This is a genomic window from Mycobacterium sp. IDUB_36 (genome assembly GCF_055419225.1).
The window spans coordinates 245,873-269,024 of sequence record NZ_JBVAXH010000002.1 but is presented as its reverse complement, the minus strand read 5'-3'; the positions used below and the strand labels follow the sequence as shown (position 1 = coordinate 269,024).

Genomic DNA, 23,152 nt, shown 5'->3' with positions numbered 1-23,152 from the left:
GACACTCGCCTGGCGGCGTTCATCCCACGGGTGATCGAACTATTTGGGGATCGAATCGGCCATCTCGTCGGCAACCTGCCGGGCGACGTCCGCCGGATTGCCGTATTGGCAGACTTTGGCGGCCAGCAGCACATTGCTCTGCGCGCGAAAGTCGACGGCACAGCGCCACGTGTCAGGCTGGCCCTTGGTGAGCTCGATGACCGCCCACTGCGCGGAGTTGCCGTTGATCGAAGGGTTGGGCAGTTGCCACTGCTTGTCGGGTTGTGGGGTGGGCACTCGAGCGCCGTCGCAACCGACCAGGCCCTTCAGCGCGTTCTGGAATGCCGCCGACGCCGCGCCGGCATCCACGTAGGTGGCGGCCTTCTGGTCGACGATGTGCTGAAAACTGTCCTTGGACTCCCGTGAGTCGGTCTCGCGAAATGCGGTGTACTCGACGTTGGCTCCGAACGACGACGTGTTCAGGCCGACGAGCGGGCTGCAATGCGACTTGTCGCCGTAATCCAGGGGGTCCGGCGGGTAATAGTACGTGCCGGTTGCGCCCAAATTCGCGCCGAGGATTTTGCTGACCTGCGGAACGCCCACGATGACGGACTTGATTTTGTCGGGACCGAGAAAGTCCGACGGCGCCTTGGGGGCGGGCTTGTCCGGAGGTGGAATCCGAGCGCTGATCTGATCGACGGCCGCGGCCGCTGCCGGACTGCCATTCGCCCACGCGCACAAGAATGCTTCGATGATGACATTGTTCTTGACACGTGCTTGGTGATCACAACGCCATCCGTAATTTTGTTGCTGGTCGGTCTGCTGAAGTTCAGCGAACTTCACCGAATCACCGTCGAATGGGCCGGGAGTCATCAACTTCCACACCGTGGTACTCGATTTGCGCGAGATTGTTGTTCCGTTGCATTTGCCCAACGTCTTGTAGGCATTGTGGAACAATTCGCTGGCTTTTTCGGCGGTCTCGAATGTGGCGACGTGCTGAGTGAACGATCCGATGAGGCTGTCGCCCTTGGTGCCTTCGCTGCGCGCCCCGCGGTAAGCGGTGAACTCGCCCTCTCCGAGGGCATCTTTGGTGATGCCCATGGCCAAGGAGCATTCCGGCTTGTCGTAGTCACTCGCGGCCATTCCCGGCGACGCGTATTCCGTCCGCTTGTCGAGCGGCAGTCCGGCCAACTCCTCGACGTCTTCGGTCGACAGTTGAAGGTTCTTGATGCTGTTGGCAGACAAGGGTTTTGGCGGAGGGGCCGGACTTTCGGGAGCAGCGTCCGGAGAGTGCTCGGAAGTGACCTTCTTGGCCTGCACCGGAACGCCGGCTGTCGTGTGAGTGCCACAACCCGCGAGCCCCAGCATGATTGCCGCGGCGCTGGCCACCGCCAGGGATCGACGCCGTCGTCCAAGCATCATCGGTGCGGTCCTCTCGTCGTACCAAGCGGGGAGCAGGCTGATGTTAGCCTGCTGAACAAATTTGTGTGATTCATATGAGTTGGCTCGCGCTAGCGTAAACGGCAGGGGCGTAAGCAAAATTCACCGATTAAGCGCTGAGACGGTTGGGAAGTGAAGTACTTTTGCCGATGGCCGGCACGCCTGCCCAATCATGAGTCGAGGGAGTAGCGGTGATTCGACTGTCGCGCTCAGCCGGGGCCGAAGCCAGTCGCTTCGCCGGCCGTGTGGGCCCGCGTCTGGCGGCCCTGTCAATCGCGGTGTACCTGGTCCTGGCCATGGGAGCGGGGCCGGTCAGGGCCACCCACCCGACGTTGACTTCCGGACCGATGACGTGGCTGCTTGATGCCTCGGCCGATGTGGGCCCGGCGCATCAGCAGCGCATCACGCTGGCCGCGTCGCTTCGACATGCGGCGCGTCCCGACGCGCTGATCAGCTGGACGCAGCACCATCACCTGGGTGTGCGGTGGCAGCCGGGCGCCGGCTGGGCCTACATCGAGGGCAGGCCGGCCGATCTCGCGACCGCGTTCGACGTGGCAATCCACGACTACCGCAGTCGCAGCGGCCAGGTCTTCTATGCCGCAGCGCAGGAACCGTCGATCCCAGCCTCGCTGACCGGCGAGGTCAGCGAACTCGGCAGCATCCTGGGATACCAACTGATGCACCGCGCGCAACCACTCAACATCCCGACCGATGTTCCCCGCGGTGGATTGCGGCCGCCGGCGCTGCTGCGCACCTACAACGCCGAGCCGCTGGCGCGCGCCGGATTCACCGGCCGGGGGCAGACCATCGTCTTCTTCGAGATCGACGGCTACAAGCAGGCCGATCTGGACCATTGGGCCGACAAGCTGGGCTCGCCGCGCTTCACCCCGGTTCTCATCGGTGGACAGCCGGGCAAGGTTCTCGGCGAGACCGAGATGGACCTCGAGGTCGTTCACGCCATTGCGCCCGACGCCAAGCTGGTGGTCGTCAACGCGTTGGCCTTCGGTGGTTCGACCAGTTACGCGCAGGCGGGCCAGATGTACCAGCTTGCCGACCGGCAGTTCCCGGGCGCGGTGTGGAGTACCTCGCTCGGCATCGGTTGTGACCGGATGGCCACCGCCGCCGACCTTGCGCCGGTCGAGGCCGCGGTCCAGATCGCGGAGTCGCACGGTACATCGGCGTTCATGTCGAGCGGTGATTCCGGCGGCCTGGAATGTGCTGATTTCAACGGTGATTGGTCGACACCGCCCGGCGAGAACGACCAGGGAGTGAACGCTGTCGGCTCGGTTCCCGCGATGACAGATGTCGGGGGAACGACGCTGAGCACCGATGCCAAGGGCGCCTGGGTCTCCGAAGTCAGTTGGTTCGACTCGCCGATGTCGCAAGGCACCGGCGGGGGAGTATCGCGCCTGTTCCCCCGACCCTCGTGGCAGAAGAATGTCTCCTCGGCGTGGGACTCCACCCACCGGTTGACCCCTGACGTCGCCGCTGACGCCGACCCCTACAGCGGTGTCAGCATCCTGGTCGACGGTCGCTGGATGGCCGGTGGAGGAACCTCGCAGTCCGCGCCGATCTGGGCGGCGTTGACCGCGCTGATCAACCAATTCCTCGAGGCCAATGGAGGCCGGGCGGTCGGCGACATCAACCCACTGCTCTACCGAGTCGCCGCGGGCGCCGCCCGCCCGGCGTTCCACGACGTCGTGACCGGAGGAAACGCCGTGCACATCGCGGTCCCGGGCTACGACCTGGTGACCGGGCTGGGCACTCCCGACACCGACAACTTGGCGCACGACATTCTCGACATCCAGAAGGGCCCGCAGCAATGACAACGAGTAGTGCTGCCGCCCAACAGCATTCAGAGATCGTGCGATGCAGGGTGTGTCAGAGTGACGTTCCCGACGGGGCGTTCTGCGGTTATTGTGGCGTCCACATCTACCAGCAACCCGGCAACGGATCCGATCGCCTGCGTCCCGACGCGTACGTGGCCGAGCCGAACGAACAGCTGGTCCGATTGTCGCTGATCAGCACGCTCTTTCCGCACGTGCTACCGCGGTCACGGACAGCATTTCGGACAGCGCTGAGCCTGCTCATCGTGGCGCTGATCGTGGTGGCGCTCTTGCGATGGCAAGCCGCACTCGTCGCGATCAGCGTCGTCGGTGTACCGGTGCTCTTCATCGCGTATCTCCGACAGACCGGCGTCCGTAGCGACCTCGGGTTGCGAACCGTCGCAATGACATCGGCGGCCGGGCTGGCGCTCGGCGCGGGCTGGGCCTATCTGACGGGCCGGCAGCTGGCTGATTCGTACCTCAACGTGCTGGGACCCGGCCACAGCGGTCTACGGCTGCTCGCACAGGGCCTGAGCATCCCCGTGCTCGGCGCGATCGTGATGGTCGTGCCGGTGGTTCTTGCACGCTTTCTGCGGCCCGCCACTCGAGAGTCACTCGACGGCTACGCGATCGGCGCGCGGGCAGCCTTGCTTTTCACCGCGGCCGCCGTCGCTGTTCGCGCTGCCCCTCAGCTCTCCAACGGGCTTGTCGCGCGCCACAAACCCGTCGCGGTCCTACTCATGCAGGCCGGAGTTCAGGGTGTCGCAATGCCTTTGACCGCGGCGGCTGTCGGGGGTCTGATCGGCGTTGCGCTGTGGTTCAGCCGGCGCGGTCAGCCCCAGCCTGGTCCGGATCGGCGCGCTGTCCTCGCGGCGTCGGCGGTGGGAGTCGTCATCTACGCGGTCCTGGGGGTTGTGGACATCGCGAGCCTCACGCCCACGGTTCAGCTTGGACTGCACCTGATTGTCGCGGCTATTGCCTTGATCTTGTTGAGAATTGGCGTGCACACAGCGCTACTGCACGAACAGCCCGACGCGTCGCACGGCCGGGCGGCGTTGTGCTTTCACTGCCGCCACGCGGTTCCAGACCTGCCGTTCTGCCCGAACTGCGGGGCGGCGGCGCGCGCCGCGAGCAGGGCCGCGCGCGGTGCCCGCGGCGCTGCCGTCGACGCCTCGGCCGGCCGGTCACCGGGCGGGCAGTATCCCGGCTACGGCGTACCGCCCGGTGCGTACAGCGCGCCACTGCCGCGGGTGACGTCGCCGGCTGGGCTGACCGTCGCGGTGGCGGCGGCACTGGCCGTGGCGGTCGCCGCCGTCTCGGCTATTTCCGTGACGGTGACTCCGGCCGCTGCGCAGTACGCGTGCCCCCCGGATTGCGGAAGGCCGCCGATCGGCCCACCGGTCGGTGCTGAGCCGGGTCAGGGGCCGGCGCCGGAGCCCCCGGACGTGACGCCGCCGAGTCAGCGGCCGGTCGCGGTGCAGACCTACCCCCGGTTCACCTCGAAAGACGGCGCTTTCTCGGTCGCCTACCTACCGGCTGCCGACGTGACGAAAAGCGACGACGGCATCACTGTGACGTTCGGCCGGATGGACGGCGAGATCCGGCTGTTCGGAACACCGGCGCAGAATCGCACACCGCGCCAGATCGTCGAGCAGTACATCCAGAAGAATTACCGGACCGCGCAGACTGCGTATCAGATTCCCAACGCGATGGTCGGTTACGAACCGGGTTACGGTGAAGTGGATGACTTTTCGCTGGAGAACCCCAACGCCGCATCCACCCGCGGTCGCCTTCTCGTGATGACCGCCGTGAAGAACGGGTTGGCTCTCGTGGCGGTGGCCGAGGGCCCGATGGTCCGGTTCACACCGCGCACATCGGCGCATCCTTCGGCGGTCAACATGATGATCGCGCAACTTCTGGGCAATTCGGTGAACAGCTTCACCTGGAACAAGCCGGCAGCCCAGTGAGCCTTTGTCTCCGGCGGTCTACCGCACTCGCCGTGCTCATCGCCTGCCTTGCCGTGCCGGGATGCGCACGCTCCGTCGACGGCACGCCGGTGAGCCCGTCCGACGCCGCCACCGCATTCCCGCCGCCTTCGCTACCGACGAAGAACAGCCCTCCGCCACCACGGTCCACCTACTACGACATCAGCCGGCTGAGCCAGCTGGAAGGGCAATTCCCGCCAGGGTTCGACCGCGTGCAGAACACGACCATCGCCACCCTGGGGCCCGACGCCGACAAGTTCTTCGCCGTTGGGGTCGGTGACATCGTGAAGATCGATCCGCCGTTGTGCCGGTCGGTTCTCCAACCGGTGCGACCGCCACCGGAGGCTCAGTACACGATGATCGGCGGGCTCGGGCAGGGTGCGATCCTGGTCGGCGCCGTGAGTTCGCCGAAGTCGCTGGGCAAGGCTGTCGTCCCCAAAGGGTGTGAGCAGGTCTCGGTCACCCAACGGGTTCAGGGCCAGCTGGTGGTCTCCGACGTCACCCGGCAACCCGGGCCTCCGATCGACGGCATCGTCACCACCGAGTCGACTGCGGTCACCGCCAAGGGCGCAGCCAAGTCCTTTGTCTTCGCGGCGTTCCTCAGCGAGACCGTGGCCGTCACCGCCGAAGGCATTCTTCCCGGGAATCCCGACGCGGAAGGGCTGCTGAGCGGAATGCTGGTCAAGGCCGTGAACATTCTCCGCGCGGCCTAGCGACGATGATGGTGTAGTGGTCGTGAAACCTGCGCACTTCACGCTGCTCGAAGGTGGTGCGTTCGAGCCGACATCATTCGCGGGAAGTCACTGGGGTGACGACCACCTCAGCGGGCCGGCCGTCGTCGGACTGGCAGCTCATGTGCTCGAAAGCCACTGTGGATCAGATGACTTCATGCCCACCCGACTGACGGTTGATTTGTTCCGGGCAGCGCGAGGCATCCCGACCGCGGTCAACGTTCGGGTGGTGCGCGACGGCAGACGCGTGCGTAGCGCGGAGTGCGAAGTCGTCCAGGACGGCCGGTTGGTCGCTCGCGCAAGCTTGCTGCAATACCGACGTTCTCAGGCGCCGCCGGGGGACCTGTGGAGCGTGCCGACATCGATTCCATTTCCGCCGGCGCTCGAGGACGGGGCGCAGACGGCTGTACACAGCGACGATGCCGACTGGAGCCGATCGCCGGGTGAACATCAGAACGAATCGCGAAAACGCTTCTACAACAATGCCATTGACGTCGTGGCCGGAGAACCCAACACCCAGTTCACTCGCGCGGTGATGGTTGCGGAGGCAACAAGCCTGGTCACGAATCTGGGCACCCGCGGAGTGGGCTACATCAACGGCGATTTGACGGTGGGATTGGCGAGGCTGCCGGTCGGGGATTGGATCGGCGTTCAGGCCGATTCACACTGGGCCGCCGACGGCGTGGCGGTCGGCACGGCGACGTTGTTCGACACAGCCGGAGCTTTCGGATCCGGCATGACGACCGCCGTCGCCAATCCCGACGCTCAGATCGACTTCGCCAATGACCCGTTTCCCCTGAAGATTCCCTAGAGCGTTCACTCGCAGGAGGTTGCCATGACCCGTCAGCGAACAGTGTTCAACCATGTCGGTTTGTGCGTAGCCGACACCGCCCGGTCACGCCGCTTCTACGAGGGCCTGCTGGATTTCACGTTCTGGTGGGAACTCACACCGCCTGATGAGGGCACCGGCCAACTGCTGCAACTGAATCCACCGATCGGACTACACGCCACGTATCTCGTTCGCGATGGTCTGGTGCTCGAGTTGCTGGCGTACTCCCACCGCGTGCTGCGGGCCGGATCGCATCGGGTACTGGATCAAGTCGGTCTCACCCACCTGTCACTGTCAGTGTCAGACCTCGGCGCCGTGCTGGCCAACGTCGCTGAATTCGGCGGATCCGTGGTCGCCGAGAGTGTCTCCGACCAGTCAGCCATGATCCGCGATCCGGACGGTCAATTGCTCGAGCTGCTGTCGGACTCGTGGCTTGCAGTGCTGCCCCCGCGTCCGAAGTAGCCAATCGATAACGCCCTGCCTGCCGTCTACGTGGCGGGCGTGACGTCCTGGCCGGATCCTTTGACCGACGCCTTGGCGCGCTTTTCGGCCCGGACCACTTTCGTGCCCCGCACGAAGCCAGTCGGCGAGACCGCCGCCGCGAGTAGCGCAGCTTCGCCGTTGACGAAGGGGTGAAAACCGACGCCGGCGCCACCGCGACCCTTCACCGGAATGTCGGCGACTTCGGTGACTTTCCAGCCCTTTTCGGAGATCGACAGGATGGCTTCGCCGTTCTCACACGTGAGTGGCAACGCGGCGATCACCTCGTCGCCGTCGGCCGCCAGCTTCACACCTGCGACCCCGTTGCCCGCCGCGCCTTGGGGATTGACCGCGGACGGGTCGATCCGCAGCACCTTCCCGCGCCGGGTCACCAGTGCCAGGTGCTGGCCGTCGGCGAGCACCCCTGAACGCACCAGCCCGGTGATGTCCGGCGCCACCGGGATGTCACGGATCTTGGAGGGCAGACCGCTGCCGGTGGTGAACTTGACTCGTCCGTCGGTCCACACCGCCCAACCCAGACCGGAGGTCAGCAGGTCGCCGTGGCTGTCAGAGAACACGCCGCGGTCGTCGAGTCGCCACGCGGCGTTGACCTTCCGCTCACGCGGCCCGTCCTCGTCGACGCCGGACGACACGGGTGTCGCCTCGAGATCCAGCACGGTGCGACGGTCGAATTCGGGACCCTTGAACAGTTTTGCCGTCTCCACCAATTCCTGATCGATCACCACCCGACGCGCGTCGGGATTCGACACCAATTCGGTCAGTTCGAGGAACTCGGCGTCCAATTTCTCCGCCTCGGCCTGCAGCTCGATGACGTCGAGTTTGGTCAACCGCCGCAGCTGCAGCCCCAGAACGTAGTCGGCTTGTTCGGTGTCTATCGAGAACCGATCCTGCAGCCCCTGCCGGGCGTCGTCGACGGTGTCGGATCCACGAATCACCGCGACCGCGGCGTCGATGTCGAGGTGGATGGTCATCAGGCCGGCCACCAGATGGCGCCGCGCGGTGACCTTTTCCAGCCGGTACTCGCTGCGGCGCAACACAACTGCGTCGCGCAGGTGCAGGAAAGCGCCGATCAGTTCCCGCACCGTCCACCATCGCGGCACCCGGTCTTCATCGAGTGCGACCAGGCTGGCGGCGAACGTCGACTCCAGCGGAGTGAGAGCGAGCAATTGGTCGCGGATCGTCTCGGCGCTGTGCCCGCGCTTGGCGGTGACCACGATGCGCAGGCCGTTGCGGCGGTCGGTCAGGTCGGACATGTCGGCCACCCCGGACATCTCGCCCGATTCGACCAGAGCCCGGATCCGTTCTTGCACAGTGTTACTCGCGACGCCCGGTGGCAGTTCGGTGACGATGACGTTCTTGCCGTCCACCGACACCGTGCCGCGGACCGTGAGCTGCCCTCGCCCGGTGGTGATGTACTCCCGCAGTCCGGCCGTGCCGACCACGGTGGCCCCGCAGCCCCAGTCGGGTCCGGGGATGAGTTTCATCAACCTGTCGTCGGTCATGTTCGGGGTCTTCAGCAGGGCCCGACAGGCCGCCATGATCTCGCGGGGATTGTGCGCGGGGACTTTGGTGGCCCAGCCTTCGGCGATGCCGACGGCGCCGTTGCAGAGCAACACCGGCCACTGAGCCGGCAGCACAGTCGGTTCGATCCATTCGCCGTCGAACGTCGAGACCATCGGAACGGCGTGGTCGTTGAGTTCGGCGGTCAGTGCGGCACCAGGTGCCGACAGTCGCATCTCGGTGTAGCGGTCGGCGGCGGGGAGGTCGCCCTGGATTCGTGGGAAAGCGCCTTGCCCATCAATGACTTTCACGCGCTGGAACTCAGCAGCCATCAGCGCCGCCGCGCCGTACATCGACGCGCCACCGTGGGGGTGCAGGTTGCCGGTGACGGCCGAGCAGACCTTGGAGGACTTCTGCGGCTTGTTCCCGGGCAACAGTCGGGAGTCGTGCATCTGGTAGAGAAGTCGGCGCTGGCCTGGCTTGAGCCCGTCGAAAGCCGACGGGATGGCACGATCGCTGACGCTGTAGAGCGCGAAGGTGAGCTGGTAGTGGTTCCAGTAGTCGTCGGCACTCTGGTCGAGCACCAAATCGGGGTTCTGTTCGACGATGGCGGTCACGTCGTACTCCTAGTCGAGGTCGAGGGCGGCGGTGTCGACGCGGGAGGCGACGTCTGCCATCCACGTGCGCCGGCCCTCGGGCGGCCCACCGAACAGAGTGTGGTGCAACTTCGGGTCGCCGTCGTCGAGGTGCACCCGAATGACGGTGCGGCGCTGGGGATCCAGCACGGTGTTCCAGAAGTCGTCGGCGTCCATCTCACCGAGACCCTTGTTCCGCTGGACCTCGACCTTCCGCTTGGAGGTGGCTTTCATCTGGGCTACTGCAGCATCGCGTTCGGATTCGTCTTGGCAGTAGATCCGCTGCTGGCCGTCCTTGACCACGAACAGCGGCGGCAGAGTCACATAGACCATCCCGGCCTTGACGAGCGGTCGATAGAAGTCCAGGAACATCGAGATGAGGCTCGAGTTGATGTTGCCGCCGTCGGGGTCGGCGTCGGAGGCGAACAGGATGCGGTCGTACCGGCACGACTCTGGGTCGCAGTTGTCGCGGACCCCGCAGCCCAGGATGCGCTCGATCGAGTCGAATTCGTCCTTGACCCGCGCCTTGCTCACGGTGAACCCAAAGACGTTGGGCGGCTTGCCCTTCAGCGGAAAAGCAGCCTGGAACGTGGCGTCGCGGGCGGCCTTGATGGTGCCCAGCGCCGAATCGCCCTCGCACAGAAACAATTCGGCACCTGAGCCGCGGCCGGTCTCCCGGCTGGGCAGCAGCTTCGGCGGCAGGGACAGATTCGTCCCCAGACCCTTGGCCTTCGATGCGGCTCGGGACCGGGCTTTGGCGCCCTCGGCGCTGCGCCGCGCGCGGGCAGATTCCAAGGCCAACTTCGTCCACTGCGACACCGCGTCCGCGTTGCCGGGGTTGGCCGCCCAGATGGTCACGCTGCGCGCCACGTCCGGAGCCATCGCCACATTCAGTGAGCGCGACGACACCGCGGTCTTGGCTTGGGAGTCCCAGGACACGTCGGGTGCGCGGGTGTCCACGGCGAGCGCGGTCACGGCTGCGAAATCCTGTGGCTCCGGGCCTTCTTCGCCTTTGGCCAGGCCCAGGTCGCGGATGCGGGATGCACGGTCGGCCAGCGCTTCGGACACACCCTTCACTGCGGCGGTCAGATGCGATCCGCCACCAGGGGTGCGGACGGTATTGCAGAACGCGGCGACGGTGGCCGGTTCGGCAGGGCCCGCCGTCAGGGACCAGCGGAACGGGGTCGGGCCACGGCCGGTCGTGTAGTCGCCGCGGCCCTCCACCACCGCGCGCACACCGGGCACGGGGGTGCCGGCGGCGACGCACATGAGGTTCAGCAGGGTTTCGCTGCCCCACGGTCCGCTGAACGGCTCGAGCAGTTCGGGCCGCACGGCGTCCCCGGGCCAGTCTTCGTCTGTGACGATCAGGTGCACACCGGGGGACATCCGCGACGCGGCGTGGGCTCGCAGCAGCACCTCGTTGATGTCCACCGTCGAGTCCGGCACCACGGCCGCGTCGAACAGAATGCGCACCGTGGTGCCGTGGGCGTCCGGTTTGCGATTGCCGGAGCCGCGCAACTTCTGGGTGTCGGCGCGGCTGAACGGGGCGGTCGGGTCGAAGTCCTTGCCTTCGAACTCTCCGGGGTAGCCGCCGCCGAAACTCTGCAGGTAGGTCTTCCCGCCCCGGCGGACCGTCACATCGGTTCGGGCGGAGATGAAAACCGCTGCGGCGGCCCCGATTCCGTTCAGGCCGGCGCCGGTGCTGGCCGCGTCGGTGTGCGCGGAGAACTTACCGCCCGCCCGCGCGGTACCCAGCGTCTTGACGATGCCGTTCTTACCGTTCACCGGGTCGGAGTCGACAGGCAGGCCACGCCCGTCGTCGGAGACGCTGACCGAGCCGTCGGCATGCAAGGTGATGGTGACGGTCGATCCACCGTGGTCGGGATCGGCGACCTCTTCGATTGCATTGTCCACCAGCTCGCGCAGCGCGGTGTTGAGCACGTCCAGACCGAGGTTCACCGCCGGCCGCAGGCGAGTGTGCTGGACATCGTCGAGTTCAGTGATGTCGGCGGCGGTGTAGCTCACTGCTGGTCGCTCTCCTTCGGGTAAATCGGGGCGGACCGAACGCACCGATTTTCACCGGCGATTCGCTCTGCAGCACTGAGGTTTCGCACGAATCGTAGACCGTCAAGCGGACATCTCCGAGCAACCGCGGCCGTGACTTGTCTTACGGCTGAAGCGTCGGCACTCCACTGTGATCTAGGGGGCCGGAAGGACTCCGGTCAGCGCGGCGAGCTTTACGAATCCAGCTGATCGAACATCAGCAGCGGGTCGATGCCGAGTTGCTTGGCGATGTGCCCGGTGTCCCAGTACTCGCGCCAGCAGGAGATCAGTCCGTCGGTGACCTCGAAGATGGCGGCCACGTTGAAGGTCACCGGCTTTCCGCCGATCATGTTGACGTCGACCCGTTCTACGACGACGGTGTCGCCGGTGGAAACGACCGCGCGGATTTCACTGCCGTCGACCATGCCGGAGGACAATCCGGACTGCTGCAGCAAGGCCGCCCGGGCGGCGTCGCGACCCCGGACGACGGGTGACAACGGGACGTTGAGCTGCCAGACGAAATCGTCGTGCAACTTGGCTGTCATCGCATCGACGTTCATCGTCTCGCCGTAGGCGGCGTGGACGAAGTCGAGAACCAGTTGCTCATTCTGAGTGGACGAGCGGTCATCAGTTGCCACGAAGAGTTCCTCCGATTACGGCCACGGGGCGAAGCTCCGCCGGCACTCATCGATTAAATCAAGCAATTTACGTCCCGTCTCAGTGATGCACCGACCGGTGGCCCAATGGCCTTGCGGGAGACATGATTTCGTCACTGTGACGTATTTACCGCAGCCACCCGGTGGTGTGGTGGGGAAGTGTTCTATCCCGGCGCTTGGGTGCAGAGGGTGCCGCGGGCAAGGTGGACTACCGCCGCGGCTTGATCCGGGTTCACCCCGGCTTGTGCGGCGACCGTGCCGATAGCGCCTTGCGTGCCTTGCCCGGTGTAGAGCGCGCGGCATGCTTGCATACCTGCTTGCAGAACTGCGTCATCGTCGCCGGGAAATCCTGCACCGCGCGCTTCGTTGATGAACCGCTGTTGTTCCGGTGTGATCGGGATCGGCCAGGCTGATGCGGTACCGGCGGCGCCGGCCATCAGCACGCCGGCCCCGAGCGTGGCTGCCGCCAGTCGAACGACTTTGTTGGTCACCGTGGCCATTGAGCGTCCCCGTCTCTCTGTCACGGCGGCGTGCCTGACATCAGATTCACACTAACCGGAAGATCGCATCGGTCGACGCGGGAATTTCCGGCACGGAGGCCGGTGTATCGCACTGCGCCGCAGGGCTATTCGTCACAGTGACGTATTGATGGTCGCGGCAGTGCTGCGTGGGGTACCGCCGCAAAGCGCGCAAAGCGCGGCAAAGCGCGATCCGAACGCGTCTAACGACCATCGCGCATCCGTCGTATCTGGCCAGTGTGTCGTGGAGTGGGTGGCAGATGTCGGGGGCTCCTCCACAGCGGGAATTCACTGGTTGGAGGTGTTTTCGCAGCAATGGACCGGTCAGCATTGTGCCGATAAGCTACATTATGTCAACTCAACCACTGCAAGTTGCATCAGACGAATCGTCGTCCGTCCCCTGTGGGAAAAGAGCCGGCTGTCCCATCAGCTCACCCGCATGGAAAAGCGCGGTTTGGTGCGGCGCCTCGCGGCGTTGGGCGAGACGTCACAAGACGTGCTTCGGGCAATGAGTCGGCACATGTCCACGGACTGCACGCTGCGACGCTGTTAAAGCGTCAGCCCGCACGAAATTCGTGCGTGAGCGTCTAGTACGTCCAGCTCCCCTGCGGGGCGACCACGAACCCGTGCTCGGCGTAGTGCCGATCGGGAGGATCAGGAGTGTCAGCGGCCCAAGTCGCTGGTTTGCGGGCTCGACAAGCGAACGAGTCCGTGGTCAGAACGGCGCAGACGACGCCGTTATCGGTGGCGAGTTTGCTCCCCACCGGAAGAGTCGGGTACGAGATTGGCTGCGCGTCGATGTCTGTGGTGGTTCGATCGAGTGTCCCCTGCTTGGTCAACGACACAGCGATGCTGTTCGACCCCGCTGGCGCGCCTTGCATTGGGCCCCAGCACATCACGCCCAGTTCGGCGATCATGCTGTCCTGGCAACGTTGTCCGCCAGGTGTGGAGAAGGCCCAACCGGACGAACTTGGATGCGCGCCCAGGACTCGGTATTCGTCTGCCACGACCGGGTGACGAGCATCGACGTCAGGAAAGGCCGTCGGCGACGCGAGCGCTGGTGCTTCGACGGCTACGCCCAGCGCCCACAGGGATAACGCTGACAGCAGAGCCGTTCGATGCATGCGACGACCGTACGCCGTGAGAACGCCATGTCGTGCTCGCAAGGCGGCGGTAGGCCCCGCAAGGTGCCGGGGTCCGCGGCAGTGGTCAGGCAAGTGAAAGGAACAGCTTCTCGAGTTCGTCCTCGGTGAGGCGCGGACCGGAGCCTTTGCCGGTGATGCAGTGACGCATACCAGAGGCGACGATTTTGAAGCCGGCTCGATCGAGCGCTTTGGACACCGCGGCGAGTTGGGTGACGACATCTTTGCAGTCACGGCCTTGCTCGATCATGGTGATAACGCCGGAGAGTTGTCCCTGGGCTCGGCGTAGTCGGCTGAGCACCGCGTCGATGCGTTCAGTGTCGTCAATCATGTAGTCCTCCAATAAGGTGCGGGCTCCCTCATATTACCCCGGGGGGTATGAGGCTGGGCGGCGTCGTGAGACCCGTTGCCGTTCCGACATCCCGAGTATACGGTAGGGGGTATAGTATTAAGTGGCAACCGGACCGGAACATCATTACCGAACTGAGCGGTACTGATGCCGCGAAATCATCGCGCAGCAAGAGGATTTCAACCAGTTTCGCAATCTTGGAGTAAGGGACAATGATGATCGACACGGAATCAATGGATGGCCTTGACGATGTGGTGACGCTGTGGCTTGACCCGGTGTGCCCGTTTTCTTGGAATACCGCTCGTTGGTTGACAGACGCCGCCGACAAGGTCGGGTTCGGCGTTGAATTGCGGTTGATGAATCTGGCTGTTCTCAACGAGGGTCGCCAGCTGCCGCCTCCCCAGCAGGCACGCATGAACGATTCGCGCGCCGTGGGCCGGTTGATGGCCGCGGTTCGCGAGGAGGTCCCCCCGGCCGCGTTGGCCGCAGCGTATTTCACGTTCGGCCAGCGGTACTTCGACCAGTCAGCACCCGTCGACAGTCGTCTCGTACAGGAGGTGGCGAGTGCAGCGCGCGCGCAGCGTATCGCCGGCACCGTCCTTGATGACGCCGCTTGGGACAGTGCGGTCCGGTTTGCCCACGAAGCCAGCCAGAGCGCGCTCGGAGACGTCGGTGGTAGCCCGTTGATCACGATCGGCGGGCATACCGTGTTCGGTCCGGTCTTGAGCGCAGTACCCGACCCCGACCGCACACTGCCGGTGTTTGAGGCAGTGGCGGCGCTGGTGGCCACTCCACAGTTCGCCCAGCTGCAGCGGCCGCGCACCCACCCCTAGATCACGTCACCGCTCGTCACCGCCGCACCACAGGCTAATTCGACGGTGGCGAGTCAGAAGACCCTTGAGAATGAAGGTGCGCACATGAGCAAGAAGCTGTTGATCCTCGGCGCCGGAATCGGCGGATTGAGCGTCATCAAGGAAATCTGGGAGTCCGGCGTGAGTCTCGACGACCTCGACATCACGGTCGTCGACGAAGATTTCGCCCACTTCCTGGGTTTCACGTTGCCCTGGGTGATGCGCGGCTGGCGCGACCGTGACAGCGTGCCCATCCGACCCAGCGCTGCCGCTCTGGCAAGGGTTCGGAAGGTCACCGGAACCGTGCAAGCGATCCACCCCGAACGGCGCACTGTCACGTTGGCCGGGCGAACCGAGCTGGGTTTCGACGCGCTCGTAATCGCGACCGGAGCGCGAAACGCGATCGACGCCGTTCCGGGTCTGAGCGACGCCATGGCCGCCGGCACCGCGGTGCACTACTACAGCGCCGATGCGGCAACGCGCGCCAATCAGGCGCTTCGCGCCTTCGCCGGCGGTGACCTTGTCTTCCTGGTCACCTCGCAGCCTTATCGGTGCCCGGTCGCACCCTATGAAGGTTCGCTGCTGGCCGCAGACTTGCTTCGCGACAACGGAATACGTTCGCACACAGCGATATCGGTGTACAGCCCGGAAAAGTACCCCATGCCGTCGGCCGGACCTTTCGCCGGACCAGAACTTGTCGAACTGCTCAACGGCCACGGCATCGCGTTCTTCGGCGACCATGCTGTCGACCGGATCGATCCGGACCGTCGACAGATCCACTTCCAGCACGGCGGCACAAAAGTCTATGACCTGCTGGTTTTCATCCCGCCGCACGAACCCGCCGTCACCCTGGACGGGCCGGGATGGATCAGCGTCGATGCCATCACCATGCAAACCCGCCACCCCGGCATCTTCGCCATTGGCGACGCCGCTGCCATCGCCTCCCCCTCCGGGCGGCCGCTGCCCAAGGCGGCGATCTTCGCCAAAAACGGCGCCAGAGCCGCGGCGCTCAACGCGCTGCACCACCTGGGCCTGACCGAGAGTGTTACCGCGCTGTCAGGAAAGGGCTATTGCTACGTCGACACCGGCGAGGGCAATTCCGCTCTCGGGCAGGGTGATTTCTTCACGATGCCCCACCCTGCAATCCACCTCAGCCCACCGTCGGAAACCCTGCACCACGACAAGCAGGACGAGGAACGTGACTGGCGAGCAGTGTGGGAGGACCAAAACAGCGTCGCCTAACCCGATTCCGGTGGGGCGCAACCAGTGTGCAAGGCGCCCGCGTGGCCGACCGTCTGCCGGCCATACCGAAGGGCTGTCGACTCGAATAACCGGTCTGTGCGGTGCCGTGGCAACGGATTTGGAAGTTTTCGCTGACATATGATTTCAACGCTCAGGCCACGGAAGCGCCGTAATGAATGAGACAGTCTGCCATCCGACGGTCTCATTTGAGATGACGACTACCAGGTTTGTTACCGCCAGGAACAACGAGACTGGACAGCCCGCTCACGCCCTGGCCGACGTGGCAATCAAACAACAACTGTACGAGGGTTGCCGGCGATGCGCGCTTCAATGTCTTGTGCCGTGCGGCGCACCCGGTCGCCGAGCGTCCCTATCTGAAAGCTGTCCATGGGGGTGAACACCGCCGCGGTAAGCGCATCGTCGAGTGGCCCCGAGCCGCCTCGGGCGAGCGAGTCGGCATCACCGGGGTCGGCCACTACTATGACGAATACATCAAGCAGGACGGCCAATGGCACATCGCCACGGCACGACTTGTCCGCATCCGGGTTCAGATCCTCAGTGAACTCTGACAACGCCGACATGCTGATTCACCATCAGATCAGTCGGCGCCTGTTCCAATTCGCCCTGGCCATGGATCGGCGCGATTGGGTCACCGTCGGCGAGCTCGTCGTCGACGACGTCATTGCCGACTTCGGTATCGGCGCGCTTCGCGGCCGTGACGCACTCATCACCCAAATGCGCTCCTTCCTCGATTACTGCGGCCCTACCCAGCACCTCATCGGCAACGTGCTGGTGGACAGCACCCCCACCACCACAACGAGCACCTGCTACGTCCAAGACCTCCACATGGGCCGCGGCGACGTCGCCGACCAGACCTTCTCCACCCTCGGCGAGTACCGCGATCGATGGACACGCCACGACAACGGAACCTGGTTACTCAGCGAACGGACCAAGGTCAGCCACGCCGTCATCGGCACCTTCGACGTCTTCAAACACTGAGCAGAGAGCCACCTCTGCCACTTCCACAGCCCGCTCGATTGAGCATGGTCACCGATACGGTCGCCGGCAGCTCACGCTTGCCCTGCCGAACCCCCGATTACTGGTCGGACAACTCCCCTGACCCAGTGCGTTACAGCCCGGACGGGACGACCTTGCCGTTGACCGTCACCTCGACCTGGCCGGACTTTGTGTCGTACTCGATCTTGCCGTGTTCGAAATCAGACACGAGCAGATCGCCCTTGGCGACGACGTCGCTGACGGGAAAGCCCAACGGACCTGCCGACCCGTTTTCACCGGTGACCTCGGGTGCGCCGTCCGGGGCGCGTTGGATGTTCCAAGCCTCCCGGATCTTCCCGGTGGTGATGTAGGCGGGAGTGCCGGCCTTGTCGTCTTTGGCGGTGATCACGCCGCCCTGGAACTGCTGGAAAACCAGGCCGCTCTCCCGTGTCCCCGCATTGCGGTCACCGGTGAGGGGCTTACCCAGAGCGTCCTTCTGGTTGTCGGTTGCCGATGAGTATTTGGCGGCGATCGGCCCCGTCAGGGTCACTTCGACGTTGCTCTCGCCGATGAGCTTCAGCGCGGTCGGCGGCGCTGCGGCTGTCGACGTCGCGGTGGCGTTCGCTCCGGCCTGAGGCGGTTTCGAGGCGTCGACGCTCTTGTCGTTGCCGCAACCCGAAGCGATCAACGCAACCGTGGTCAGGCCGACGACAGCGGCGTGGCGGTATGCGGCTGTTCTCATGGGATTCCTCTCGCGTCGTGCGTGGTGCGGGCCAAGGTGCGCCAGACCCCCTCGCCCGGTCCGAGCGCGCGGTCGTGGCCTTCGTCGCTGCGAACCAACTTACGACGCGGCACACCCGCCGAGGCAGGGCGCCGGGGCATACCGGTAGAGCGTCATCCGGTGGCGTCGGCTCCCGACGCGACAACACCGTTCGATCCCACCCACCCCGGGGTGCGTACGTGTCGGCCGGTAGCGGCATTCCAGGTCAGATACTCCGACATGTCCTCGTGGCGTCCCATCATGGTGGTGGTCGCTTCGAGGACCGTCGTACCGTCCTCGTCCGTACAGACACTTCGGGTCGTGACGATGTCGGCACCGAATCGCTCGTTGACCGACTCCACGTACATCGTCCCGCGGAGTACGTCACCGGCGACGATCGGCCGGTGATAGCGAAAGCTCTGGTCGACCTGGATCATCTGGATCTCGTCCATGCCCAGGTCGACATGACTAAGAAAGTGTCGTTGGATCAGCGCCGCGAACACCGCCGGGAACGTCGGTGAGGCAACGACAGCGGAGTAGCCCAATTCCGCAGCGGCGGCGTCATCGTGGCTGGCAGGGTCCGTTGCTTTCACCGCCTGCGCGAAGACGCGGACGTCTTCCCGACCGACGACGAACGGATGGGGGTAGGGCCACTCCATGCCTCGGATGTCGGTTTTCAGTGCCATTGGCACGACCCTACGGCGCTCGACCCTGCCCCGTTGCCAGACGCCGCATCTTGATCACAGCACCTGCGTCAGCGGATCATGACGGCGGAGTGGAAGTTGGTCGCCCAAGCCCGCTCGAAGACTGCGATCGCAATCTGTTCGTCACGCCCGGTGCTGATGCCGCTGTCGTTGAGGTGAACGATGCCGAACCGGCTGTCAACGCCGGTCACAACGACGAAGTGATCTCCCCATCTTCTGTCGCCCGGTCGGTTCCACAAAGTCTCGGCATTGACAATCGCAATGATCTTGCCGCCCATCCCCAACGTCCGCTTGAGGTCGTCAAGGTTGGTCTGTGCCGACCGAGCCCGAATCCCGTAGTGCCTCAGCAGTATCGGGAGGTCACGGATGTCTGTGAAGCCTGAAGGCCGCCAGATCGGTCCGGAATACGTTGTGCTGGATATGCTTTGAGCCAATTCATCGATCTGCTGTCCGGTCGGCTGGTGCCCGGTGATCTCGCCCACCACATCAGCCACTGCGACTTCGCCACAGTCGAACCCTTGCTGCAGCTGCCAATGGGCTGCCGCGGCAGCGGGGTCGCCGTACAGGCCTGCTGCACTCTTGGCTTCGAGAGCGGATTTGCCGATCTAGAGCATGACCGCAGCGGGCGATGCAACCGGCACGGCAGCCGCGACGGCGTAGAACAACGACACGAAAGCGAGTGCACTCGCGGCGTTGACGAAGGTCGTCCGGACACCGCTCAGCGACCCTGCCATCGTCGTTTCCCATCACGTTTGCGCAGCTGCCAGAGCGTGCTCCACGTGAGAAAACCGGCCGCTCTTCCGCAGAATTGTCGCGAACACCCCCGGCAAGCGATACAGGGATTTCCCTTGCACTCCGCTGCGAGATTCGCGAGGCAGTCCCGGTCAGACTCAGGACGGGCCCGACGTCTCCCCCGGGCCCCAGCCGCTCGGAATCATCGGCATCGTGGGCCCACCGCCGAACTCACCGTGGGCAATCGTCGTCAGACCCGCCGCCGCGGCCGTTCGCTTGGACGTAACGCCGGCGAATCCGACCGTCCCTGCACCGTGATCGGAGGCCTCTGCTCTCGGCACAGCCCAGTCCGGATCGACACCGACGTTCATATCCATGAACTCGTCGCCATGGTCTGATTGCTGCGCCCGCTGCCGCCGACGTGTCCTCCCGGCCTGGCGGGTAGCGGCCGCCGCGATGGCGGCGATCGAATCAGGCTCTGTCGCGGTCTTTTTCGCTCCGGCCGCGGCGCTCGTGCCCATTCCGGAACCGAATCCGATGCTGGGCGGTGCGACGGCGAAGGGAGGGATGAAGGGCGACGTCCCCACGGCAGGCTGGGCGGCCGGCACTGTGCTCGCGACCGTGCCGGTTGCCGGTGCCGGTGCGGACGTCGGCGTGGGAGCGGCACCGGGTGCAGTCACGGGGGCCGCGCCGAATGACGCGACCGGGCTGAGCGGGGCCGGCGTCGGCGACCCGGCCGGTACACCTGAGGGCGCGGGCGGCGGTGCGAGCCCGGCCAGGCCCGCGAATCCGCTCAGTGCGCCCAACGGGGCGACGGCGAGGAGCGCCGGCACCAGGTACAACCCTGGCTGCGCCGGAAGCAGACTGGTGAGTTGCGCAATGTGAGTGGGCCAGTCGAGCAGTGTGACTTCGGCGATGAATTGGAAAGCGGCCGTGGGATTTTCGGCTAACAGCGACCCGAACTGCTGAAATTGCGAATTCAGCTCAAGCGATCGGACGACGTACCAGAGGGGGTCCGCCGCATCCGTGTACTCATGGAATGGCACGCCGTTGAGCGTCCCCTCGAGCGGGTCGTATTCGAGGTCGACCAGTCGCAGCATCTGGGCGATGAGCCGGTTGAACGGGCTGTCGAACCCGTGGTCGTGGTCATGGTGGTCGTCGTCGCCATCGTGATCATGGTCGTGATCGTCGGCTTCGGCCTTCAAGATGGGCGGCGCCGGCTCGGCTTCCGGTGTGGACGCTACGGCTGCGCTCGAGACGGCTTGATACGTGGTCATGGTGGTGGCGGCCTGGACCCACATCCGGGCATAGTCCGCCTCGTTGACCGCGATCGGAATCGTATTGATACCAAAGAAATTCGTGCCAAGAAGGACACCGTGGACGATGTGGTTGGTCGCCAATTCCGGCAGGGTCGGCATCGCGGCGACGGCAGCGGTGTACGCCGACGCGGCGGTCTCGTGTTGGGCGGCCGCCACCGCGCTTTGCGCACTTGCCTCGGTCAGCCACGCCAGATACGGGGTATGTGCAGCTACATAGCTTTCAGCGCTCGGCCCCTGCCACGTCGCGGCCTGCGTCGACGCCAGGACCGCGCTGAGTTCGTCTGCAATCGAGGCGTATTCGGCGCTCATCGAATTCCATGCCTCGGCGGCAGCCAGCAGAGACCCCGGCCCCGCGCCGCTGCTGAGCAGAGTTGAGTGCACCTCGGGCGGCAAGGCCATCCAGACCGGTGCGGTCATAAGCAAAAGTCCGCACTGCGCCCAGCGATCGGCGCGACTCTGGTCGGCAACGTCATATCCGGCAGCTCCTGGGCTGGAGAGATCCACTGGTCGCCGAAACGATAAATGACAATGGTTGTCGTTATCAACGGCCGTGGCGACGCTCAGGCCAAAGGCATAAATCCGGCGTGTCGAAGCTGTGATTCGCGCAGGTGCGCGACATCGATGCCGTTCACTCGGGCTCGGATATCTCCGCCTGCCAACGACTGCGCCGTTGCTCGTCGGTCTGCTCCCACCACGGCGGACTGCCACGCTCCCCCAAGGCGACCTTCGTGGCGTGCACACCCGCGCGTGCCGACGACTCGCGCGGTGTCCCCTGCGTTCGCCGCACCTCGCGCCGCCACGCCATCAAGATGTGGACGAGTTCGGTTCGCCGATCCTCCGGGATCGAGGGATCGGTGGCACGCCACTTGCGACCGTTGACCACGATGTACCGCCCGTCATCGGTGATCTCCGGTTCGGCCATCAGTCAGCCGCCTGAGGCTGACTCAGTCGACACCGCGCCCGCTGGTCTGCTGCAATTCTTCGATCAGGTTGGACGCCTCGGCTTTCGTCAAGCTGTCCGGGATCTCCCGGCCGGCCTCCTGGCCCAGCGTGTGCAGATAGCTCCGCTGCGGACCCGTCATCGGCTCGTCTCCGGTGACCCAGTCGGCGGGGTCCTTCTCCGCGGTTTCCTTGGGTGCCTGTTGTGCGTTGTCGCTCATGTCGCGATCACCTCCGGCCACGGAATAGCCGTCGCACACACGTTCGAAACATCGGGTATTCGTGGACGCCCGTCCGGACTGGTTTGTGGCTACCCTGGCGGCATGGCGGCTTCGTGGAGCAATCGGGTGAAGTTCGCGCTGGCGGGAGAGGTTCTCGAGGCCGCCAACCCGCTCTTGCCGGGGCGCCCGCACCGGCGCGTCGTCGACCTGGTGGCAGCTTCAGGTCCATCACTCGAGGTGCTGGAATTGTGTGCCGGGACAGGCTTTGCGTCGCGACTCTTGTCGCGATTGCGCCCCGCGAACTCGATTGTCGGAGTGGACATCTCGCCGGAGATGATCAAGGTAGGCCGGAAAAAGCTGCGCGCCGCAGGTGTGTCGAACGTGACGTTGACGGTCGGTGACGTTTCCGAGCTGCCGTTTCCGGATGCGTCGTTCGATGCGGTGATGTCGGTGTTCGGCCTGCATGAGGTGCCCGAGCCTGCCCGCAGTTCGGCGATCGCGGAGTCGATGCGGGTGCTTCGTCCCGGCGGTCTGTTCGCCACCGTCGACCTCGACCAGCCTCCGTTCCCCGCCAGTCTGCTCAGCTCGGCCTACCTCGCCGTGATGGAGCCCGGGCACGCGAAAGGTGTTTGTGGCGACGGCCTTTCCCGATCGCTGGAGTCAGCCGGATTCAGCATCCAGCGACACCGTCGAGCCCACGGCTTCGGCATGGCTCAAACACTGCTGGCGACAAGCTAATTGATGAGCCAGTCACCGGCGCGCGCGACCGCACGCCTTCTGCTCGGCGCCTTTCTGACCTTCGCGGGGATCAGCCACCTGAGTTTCGCCCGTGCCACTTTTCGTGCACAGGTGCCACCCTGGCTGCCGATTGACGCCGACTTCGTCATCATCGCCTCGGGCGTCGTCGAGATCCTGCTCGGAGTCGGCTTGATGGCACTGACGCGGTGGCGGGTACCGGTCGGCTGGATCGTTGCCGCCTTTTTTGTCCTGGTGTTCCCCGGCAACATCTCTCAATTCCTCACCCACACAGCTGCTTTCGGCTTGGACTCCGACCTCGCCCGCGGAATCCGTCTGGTGTTTCAGCCGCTGCTGGTGCTGTGGGCGCTGTGGTCCACCGGGGCGTGGTCGGCGTGGCGTGCCCGCAGATCGCGACCGACTGCCGCCAGAACGACCGAGGCCGACCGGTGACATCGCCGGCCCAACCCATGGCATGTAGCTGAAACGCAGGGTGGACGAGCTGTTCTCTCGTCCGGA

The 23,152-nt window shown here is 65.0% G+C and carries 25 protein-coding genes; 10 read left to right on the top strand and 15 right to left on the bottom strand.

Features of this window, described 5'->3' with window-relative positions; genetic code table 11:
* Positions 1-39: 39 nt before the first annotated feature.
* Positions 40-1,401 (bottom strand): sensor domain-containing protein, encoded by a 1,362-nt coding sequence (locus ACZYW1_RS19650; protein WP_463788152.1) that lies wholly within the window; start codon positions 1,399-1,401, stop codon positions 40-42.
* 209 nt (positions 1,402-1,610) lie between these two features.
* Between ACZYW1_RS19650 and ACZYW1_RS19645 the strand changes: the two genes are divergently transcribed.
* Genes ACZYW1_RS19645 through ACZYW1_RS19625 form a run of 5 tightly spaced genes read left to right on the top strand, consistent with a single transcriptional unit; the run spans position 1,611 to position 7,252 of the window.
* A complete protein-coding gene (locus ACZYW1_RS19645) occupies positions 1,611-3,245 on the top strand; it encodes a S53 family peptidase (RefSeq protein ID WP_463788151.1) in 1,635 nt (544 codons plus the stop codon).
* A gap of 50 nt (positions 3,246-3,295) precedes the next feature.
* Positions 3,296-5,212, top strand: coding sequence for a zinc ribbon domain-containing protein (locus ACZYW1_RS19640; protein WP_463788150.1), 1,917 nt, complete (start codon positions 3,296-3,298; stop codon positions 5,210-5,212).
* 32 nt (positions 5,213-5,244) lie between these two features.
* Positions 5,245-5,943: a hypothetical protein gene (locus tag ACZYW1_RS19635; RefSeq protein WP_463788149.1), complete on the top strand. Its 699-nt coding sequence runs from the start codon at positions 5,245-5,247 to the stop codon at positions 5,941-5,943.
* Between the two features lie 16 nt (positions 5,944-5,959).
* On the top strand, positions 5,960-6,772 hold the full coding sequence (locus ACZYW1_RS19630) for an acyl-CoA thioesterase domain-containing protein (protein ID WP_463788148.1): 813 nt from the start codon (positions 5,960-5,962) through the stop codon (positions 6,770-6,772).
* Positions 6,773-6,796: 24 nt separating this feature from the next.
* Positions 6,797-7,252, top strand: a complete 456-nt coding sequence (locus tag ACZYW1_RS19625) for a VOC family protein (RefSeq protein ID WP_463788147.1) — start codon at positions 6,797-6,799, stop codon at positions 7,250-7,252.
* Positions 7,253-7,278: 26 nt separating this feature from the next.
* Here ACZYW1_RS19625 and ACZYW1_RS19620 read toward each other — a convergent pair whose 3' ends face one another.
* The 6 genes from ACZYW1_RS19620 to ACZYW1_RS19595 all read right to left on the bottom strand — a co-directional run bounded on the left by ACZYW1_RS19620 (position 7,279) and on the right by ACZYW1_RS19595 (position 14,116).
* Positions 7,279-9,408 (bottom strand): DNA gyrase subunit A, encoded by a 2,130-nt coding sequence (locus tag ACZYW1_RS19620; protein WP_463788146.1) that lies wholly within the window; start codon positions 9,406-9,408, stop codon positions 7,279-7,281.
* 9 nt (positions 9,409-9,417) lie between these two features.
* Positions 9,418-11,451: a toprim domain-containing protein gene (locus ACZYW1_RS19615; RefSeq protein WP_463788145.1), complete on the bottom strand. Its 2,034-nt coding sequence runs from the start codon at positions 11,449-11,451 to the stop codon at positions 9,418-9,420.
* 212 nt (positions 11,452-11,663) lie between these two features.
* Positions 11,664-12,107, bottom strand: a complete 444-nt coding sequence (locus tag ACZYW1_RS19610; protein ID WP_463788144.1) for a limonene-1,2-epoxide hydrolase family protein — start codon at positions 12,105-12,107, stop codon at positions 11,664-11,666.
* Positions 12,108-12,289: 182 nt separating this feature from the next.
* Entirely contained in the window at positions 12,290-12,616 is a 327-nt protein-coding gene (locus ACZYW1_RS19605) for a DUF732 domain-containing protein (protein ID WP_463788143.1), read from the bottom strand.
* A gap of 614 nt (positions 12,617-13,230) precedes the next feature.
* Complete coding sequence (locus ACZYW1_RS19600; protein ID WP_463788142.1) at positions 13,231-13,767, bottom strand: hypothetical protein; 537 nt, start codon at positions 13,765-13,767, stop codon at positions 13,231-13,233.
* Between the two features lie 85 nt (positions 13,768-13,852).
* Entirely contained in the window at positions 13,853-14,116 is a 264-nt protein-coding gene (locus ACZYW1_RS19595; protein WP_292989175.1) for a metal-sensitive transcriptional regulator, read from the bottom strand.
* A gap of 233 nt (positions 14,117-14,349) precedes the next feature.
* Here ACZYW1_RS19595 and ACZYW1_RS19590 point away from each other — a divergent pair, with 233 nt between their 5' ends.
* Positions 14,350-14,967, top strand: a complete 618-nt coding sequence (locus ACZYW1_RS19590) for a mycothiol-dependent nitroreductase Rv2466c family protein (protein ID WP_463788141.1) — start codon at positions 14,350-14,352, stop codon at positions 14,965-14,967.
* An 84-nt stretch (positions 14,968-15,051) separates the two neighbouring features.
* On the top strand, positions 15,052-16,227 hold the full coding sequence (locus ACZYW1_RS19585) for an NAD(P)/FAD-dependent oxidoreductase (protein ID WP_463788140.1): 1,176 nt from the start codon (positions 15,052-15,054) through the stop codon (positions 16,225-16,227).
* Positions 16,228-16,514: 287 nt separating this feature from the next.
* Here the strand turns inward: ACZYW1_RS19585 and ACZYW1_RS19580 are convergent, their stop codons facing one another.
* Positions 16,515-16,808 (bottom strand): hypothetical protein, encoded by a 294-nt coding sequence (locus ACZYW1_RS19580; protein WP_463788139.1) that lies wholly within the window; start codon positions 16,806-16,808, stop codon positions 16,515-16,517.
* On the opposite strand from ACZYW1_RS19580, the gene ACZYW1_RS19575 reads away from it, so the two are divergent.
* The gene (locus ACZYW1_RS19575; protein ID WP_463788138.1) at positions 16,807-17,226 is read left to right on the top strand and encodes a nuclear transport factor 2 family protein; all 420 of its coding nucleotides are present in this window, start codon (positions 16,807-16,809) and stop codon (positions 17,224-17,226) included. The genes ACZYW1_RS19580 and ACZYW1_RS19575 overlap by 2 nt on opposite strands.
* A gap of 130 nt (positions 17,227-17,356) precedes the next feature.
* On the opposite strand, the gene ACZYW1_RS19570 is transcribed toward ACZYW1_RS19575, so the two are convergent.
* The 7 genes from ACZYW1_RS19570 to ACZYW1_RS19540 form a co-directional block, all read right to left on the bottom strand.
* The gene (locus tag ACZYW1_RS19570; RefSeq protein WP_463788137.1) at positions 17,357-17,965 is read right to left on the bottom strand and encodes an LGFP repeat-containing protein; all 609 of its coding nucleotides are present in this window, start codon (positions 17,963-17,965) and stop codon (positions 17,357-17,359) included.
* A 152-nt stretch (positions 17,966-18,117) separates the two neighbouring features.
* A complete protein-coding gene (hadC, locus tag ACZYW1_RS19565) occupies positions 18,118-18,669 on the bottom strand; it encodes a (3R)-hydroxyacyl-ACP dehydratase subunit HadC (protein ID WP_463788136.1) in 552 nt (183 codons plus the stop codon).
* Between the two features lie 68 nt (positions 18,670-18,737).
* Complete coding sequence (locus ACZYW1_RS19560) at positions 18,738-19,181, bottom strand: cysteine peptidase family C39 domain-containing protein (protein ID WP_463788135.1); 444 nt, start codon at positions 19,179-19,181, stop codon at positions 18,738-18,740.
* 111 nt (positions 19,182-19,292) lie between these two features.
* The gene (locus ACZYW1_RS19555; RefSeq protein ID WP_463788134.1) at positions 19,293-19,421 is read right to left on the bottom strand and encodes a hypothetical protein; all 129 of its coding nucleotides are present in this window, start codon (positions 19,419-19,421) and stop codon (positions 19,293-19,295) included.
* A 156-nt stretch (positions 19,422-19,577) separates the two neighbouring features.
* Positions 19,578-21,155: a PPE domain-containing protein gene (locus ACZYW1_RS19550; protein WP_463788133.1), complete on the bottom strand. Its 1,578-nt coding sequence runs from the start codon at positions 21,153-21,155 to the stop codon at positions 19,578-19,580.
* Between the two features lie 211 nt (positions 21,156-21,366).
* The gene (locus tag ACZYW1_RS19545) at positions 21,367-21,660 is read right to left on the bottom strand and encodes a hypothetical protein (RefSeq protein ID WP_463788132.1); all 294 of its coding nucleotides are present in this window, start codon (positions 21,658-21,660) and stop codon (positions 21,367-21,369) included.
* Between the two features lie 22 nt (positions 21,661-21,682).
* Positions 21,683-21,898 (bottom strand): DUF3072 domain-containing protein, encoded by a 216-nt coding sequence (locus tag ACZYW1_RS19540; protein WP_463788131.1) that lies wholly within the window; start codon positions 21,896-21,898, stop codon positions 21,683-21,685.
* A 102-nt stretch (positions 21,899-22,000) separates the two neighbouring features.
* Here ACZYW1_RS19540 and ACZYW1_RS19535 point away from each other — a divergent pair, with 102 nt between their 5' ends.
* Entirely contained in the window at positions 22,001-22,636 is a 636-nt protein-coding gene (locus ACZYW1_RS19535; RefSeq protein ID WP_463788130.1) for a class I SAM-dependent methyltransferase, read from the top strand.
* Positions 22,637-22,639: 3 nt separating this feature from the next.
* Positions 22,640-23,086 (top strand): DoxX family protein, encoded by a 447-nt coding sequence (locus ACZYW1_RS19530; protein WP_463788129.1) that lies wholly within the window; start codon positions 22,640-22,642, stop codon positions 23,084-23,086.
* The last annotated feature ends 66 nt before the right edge of the window (positions 23,087-23,152 follow it).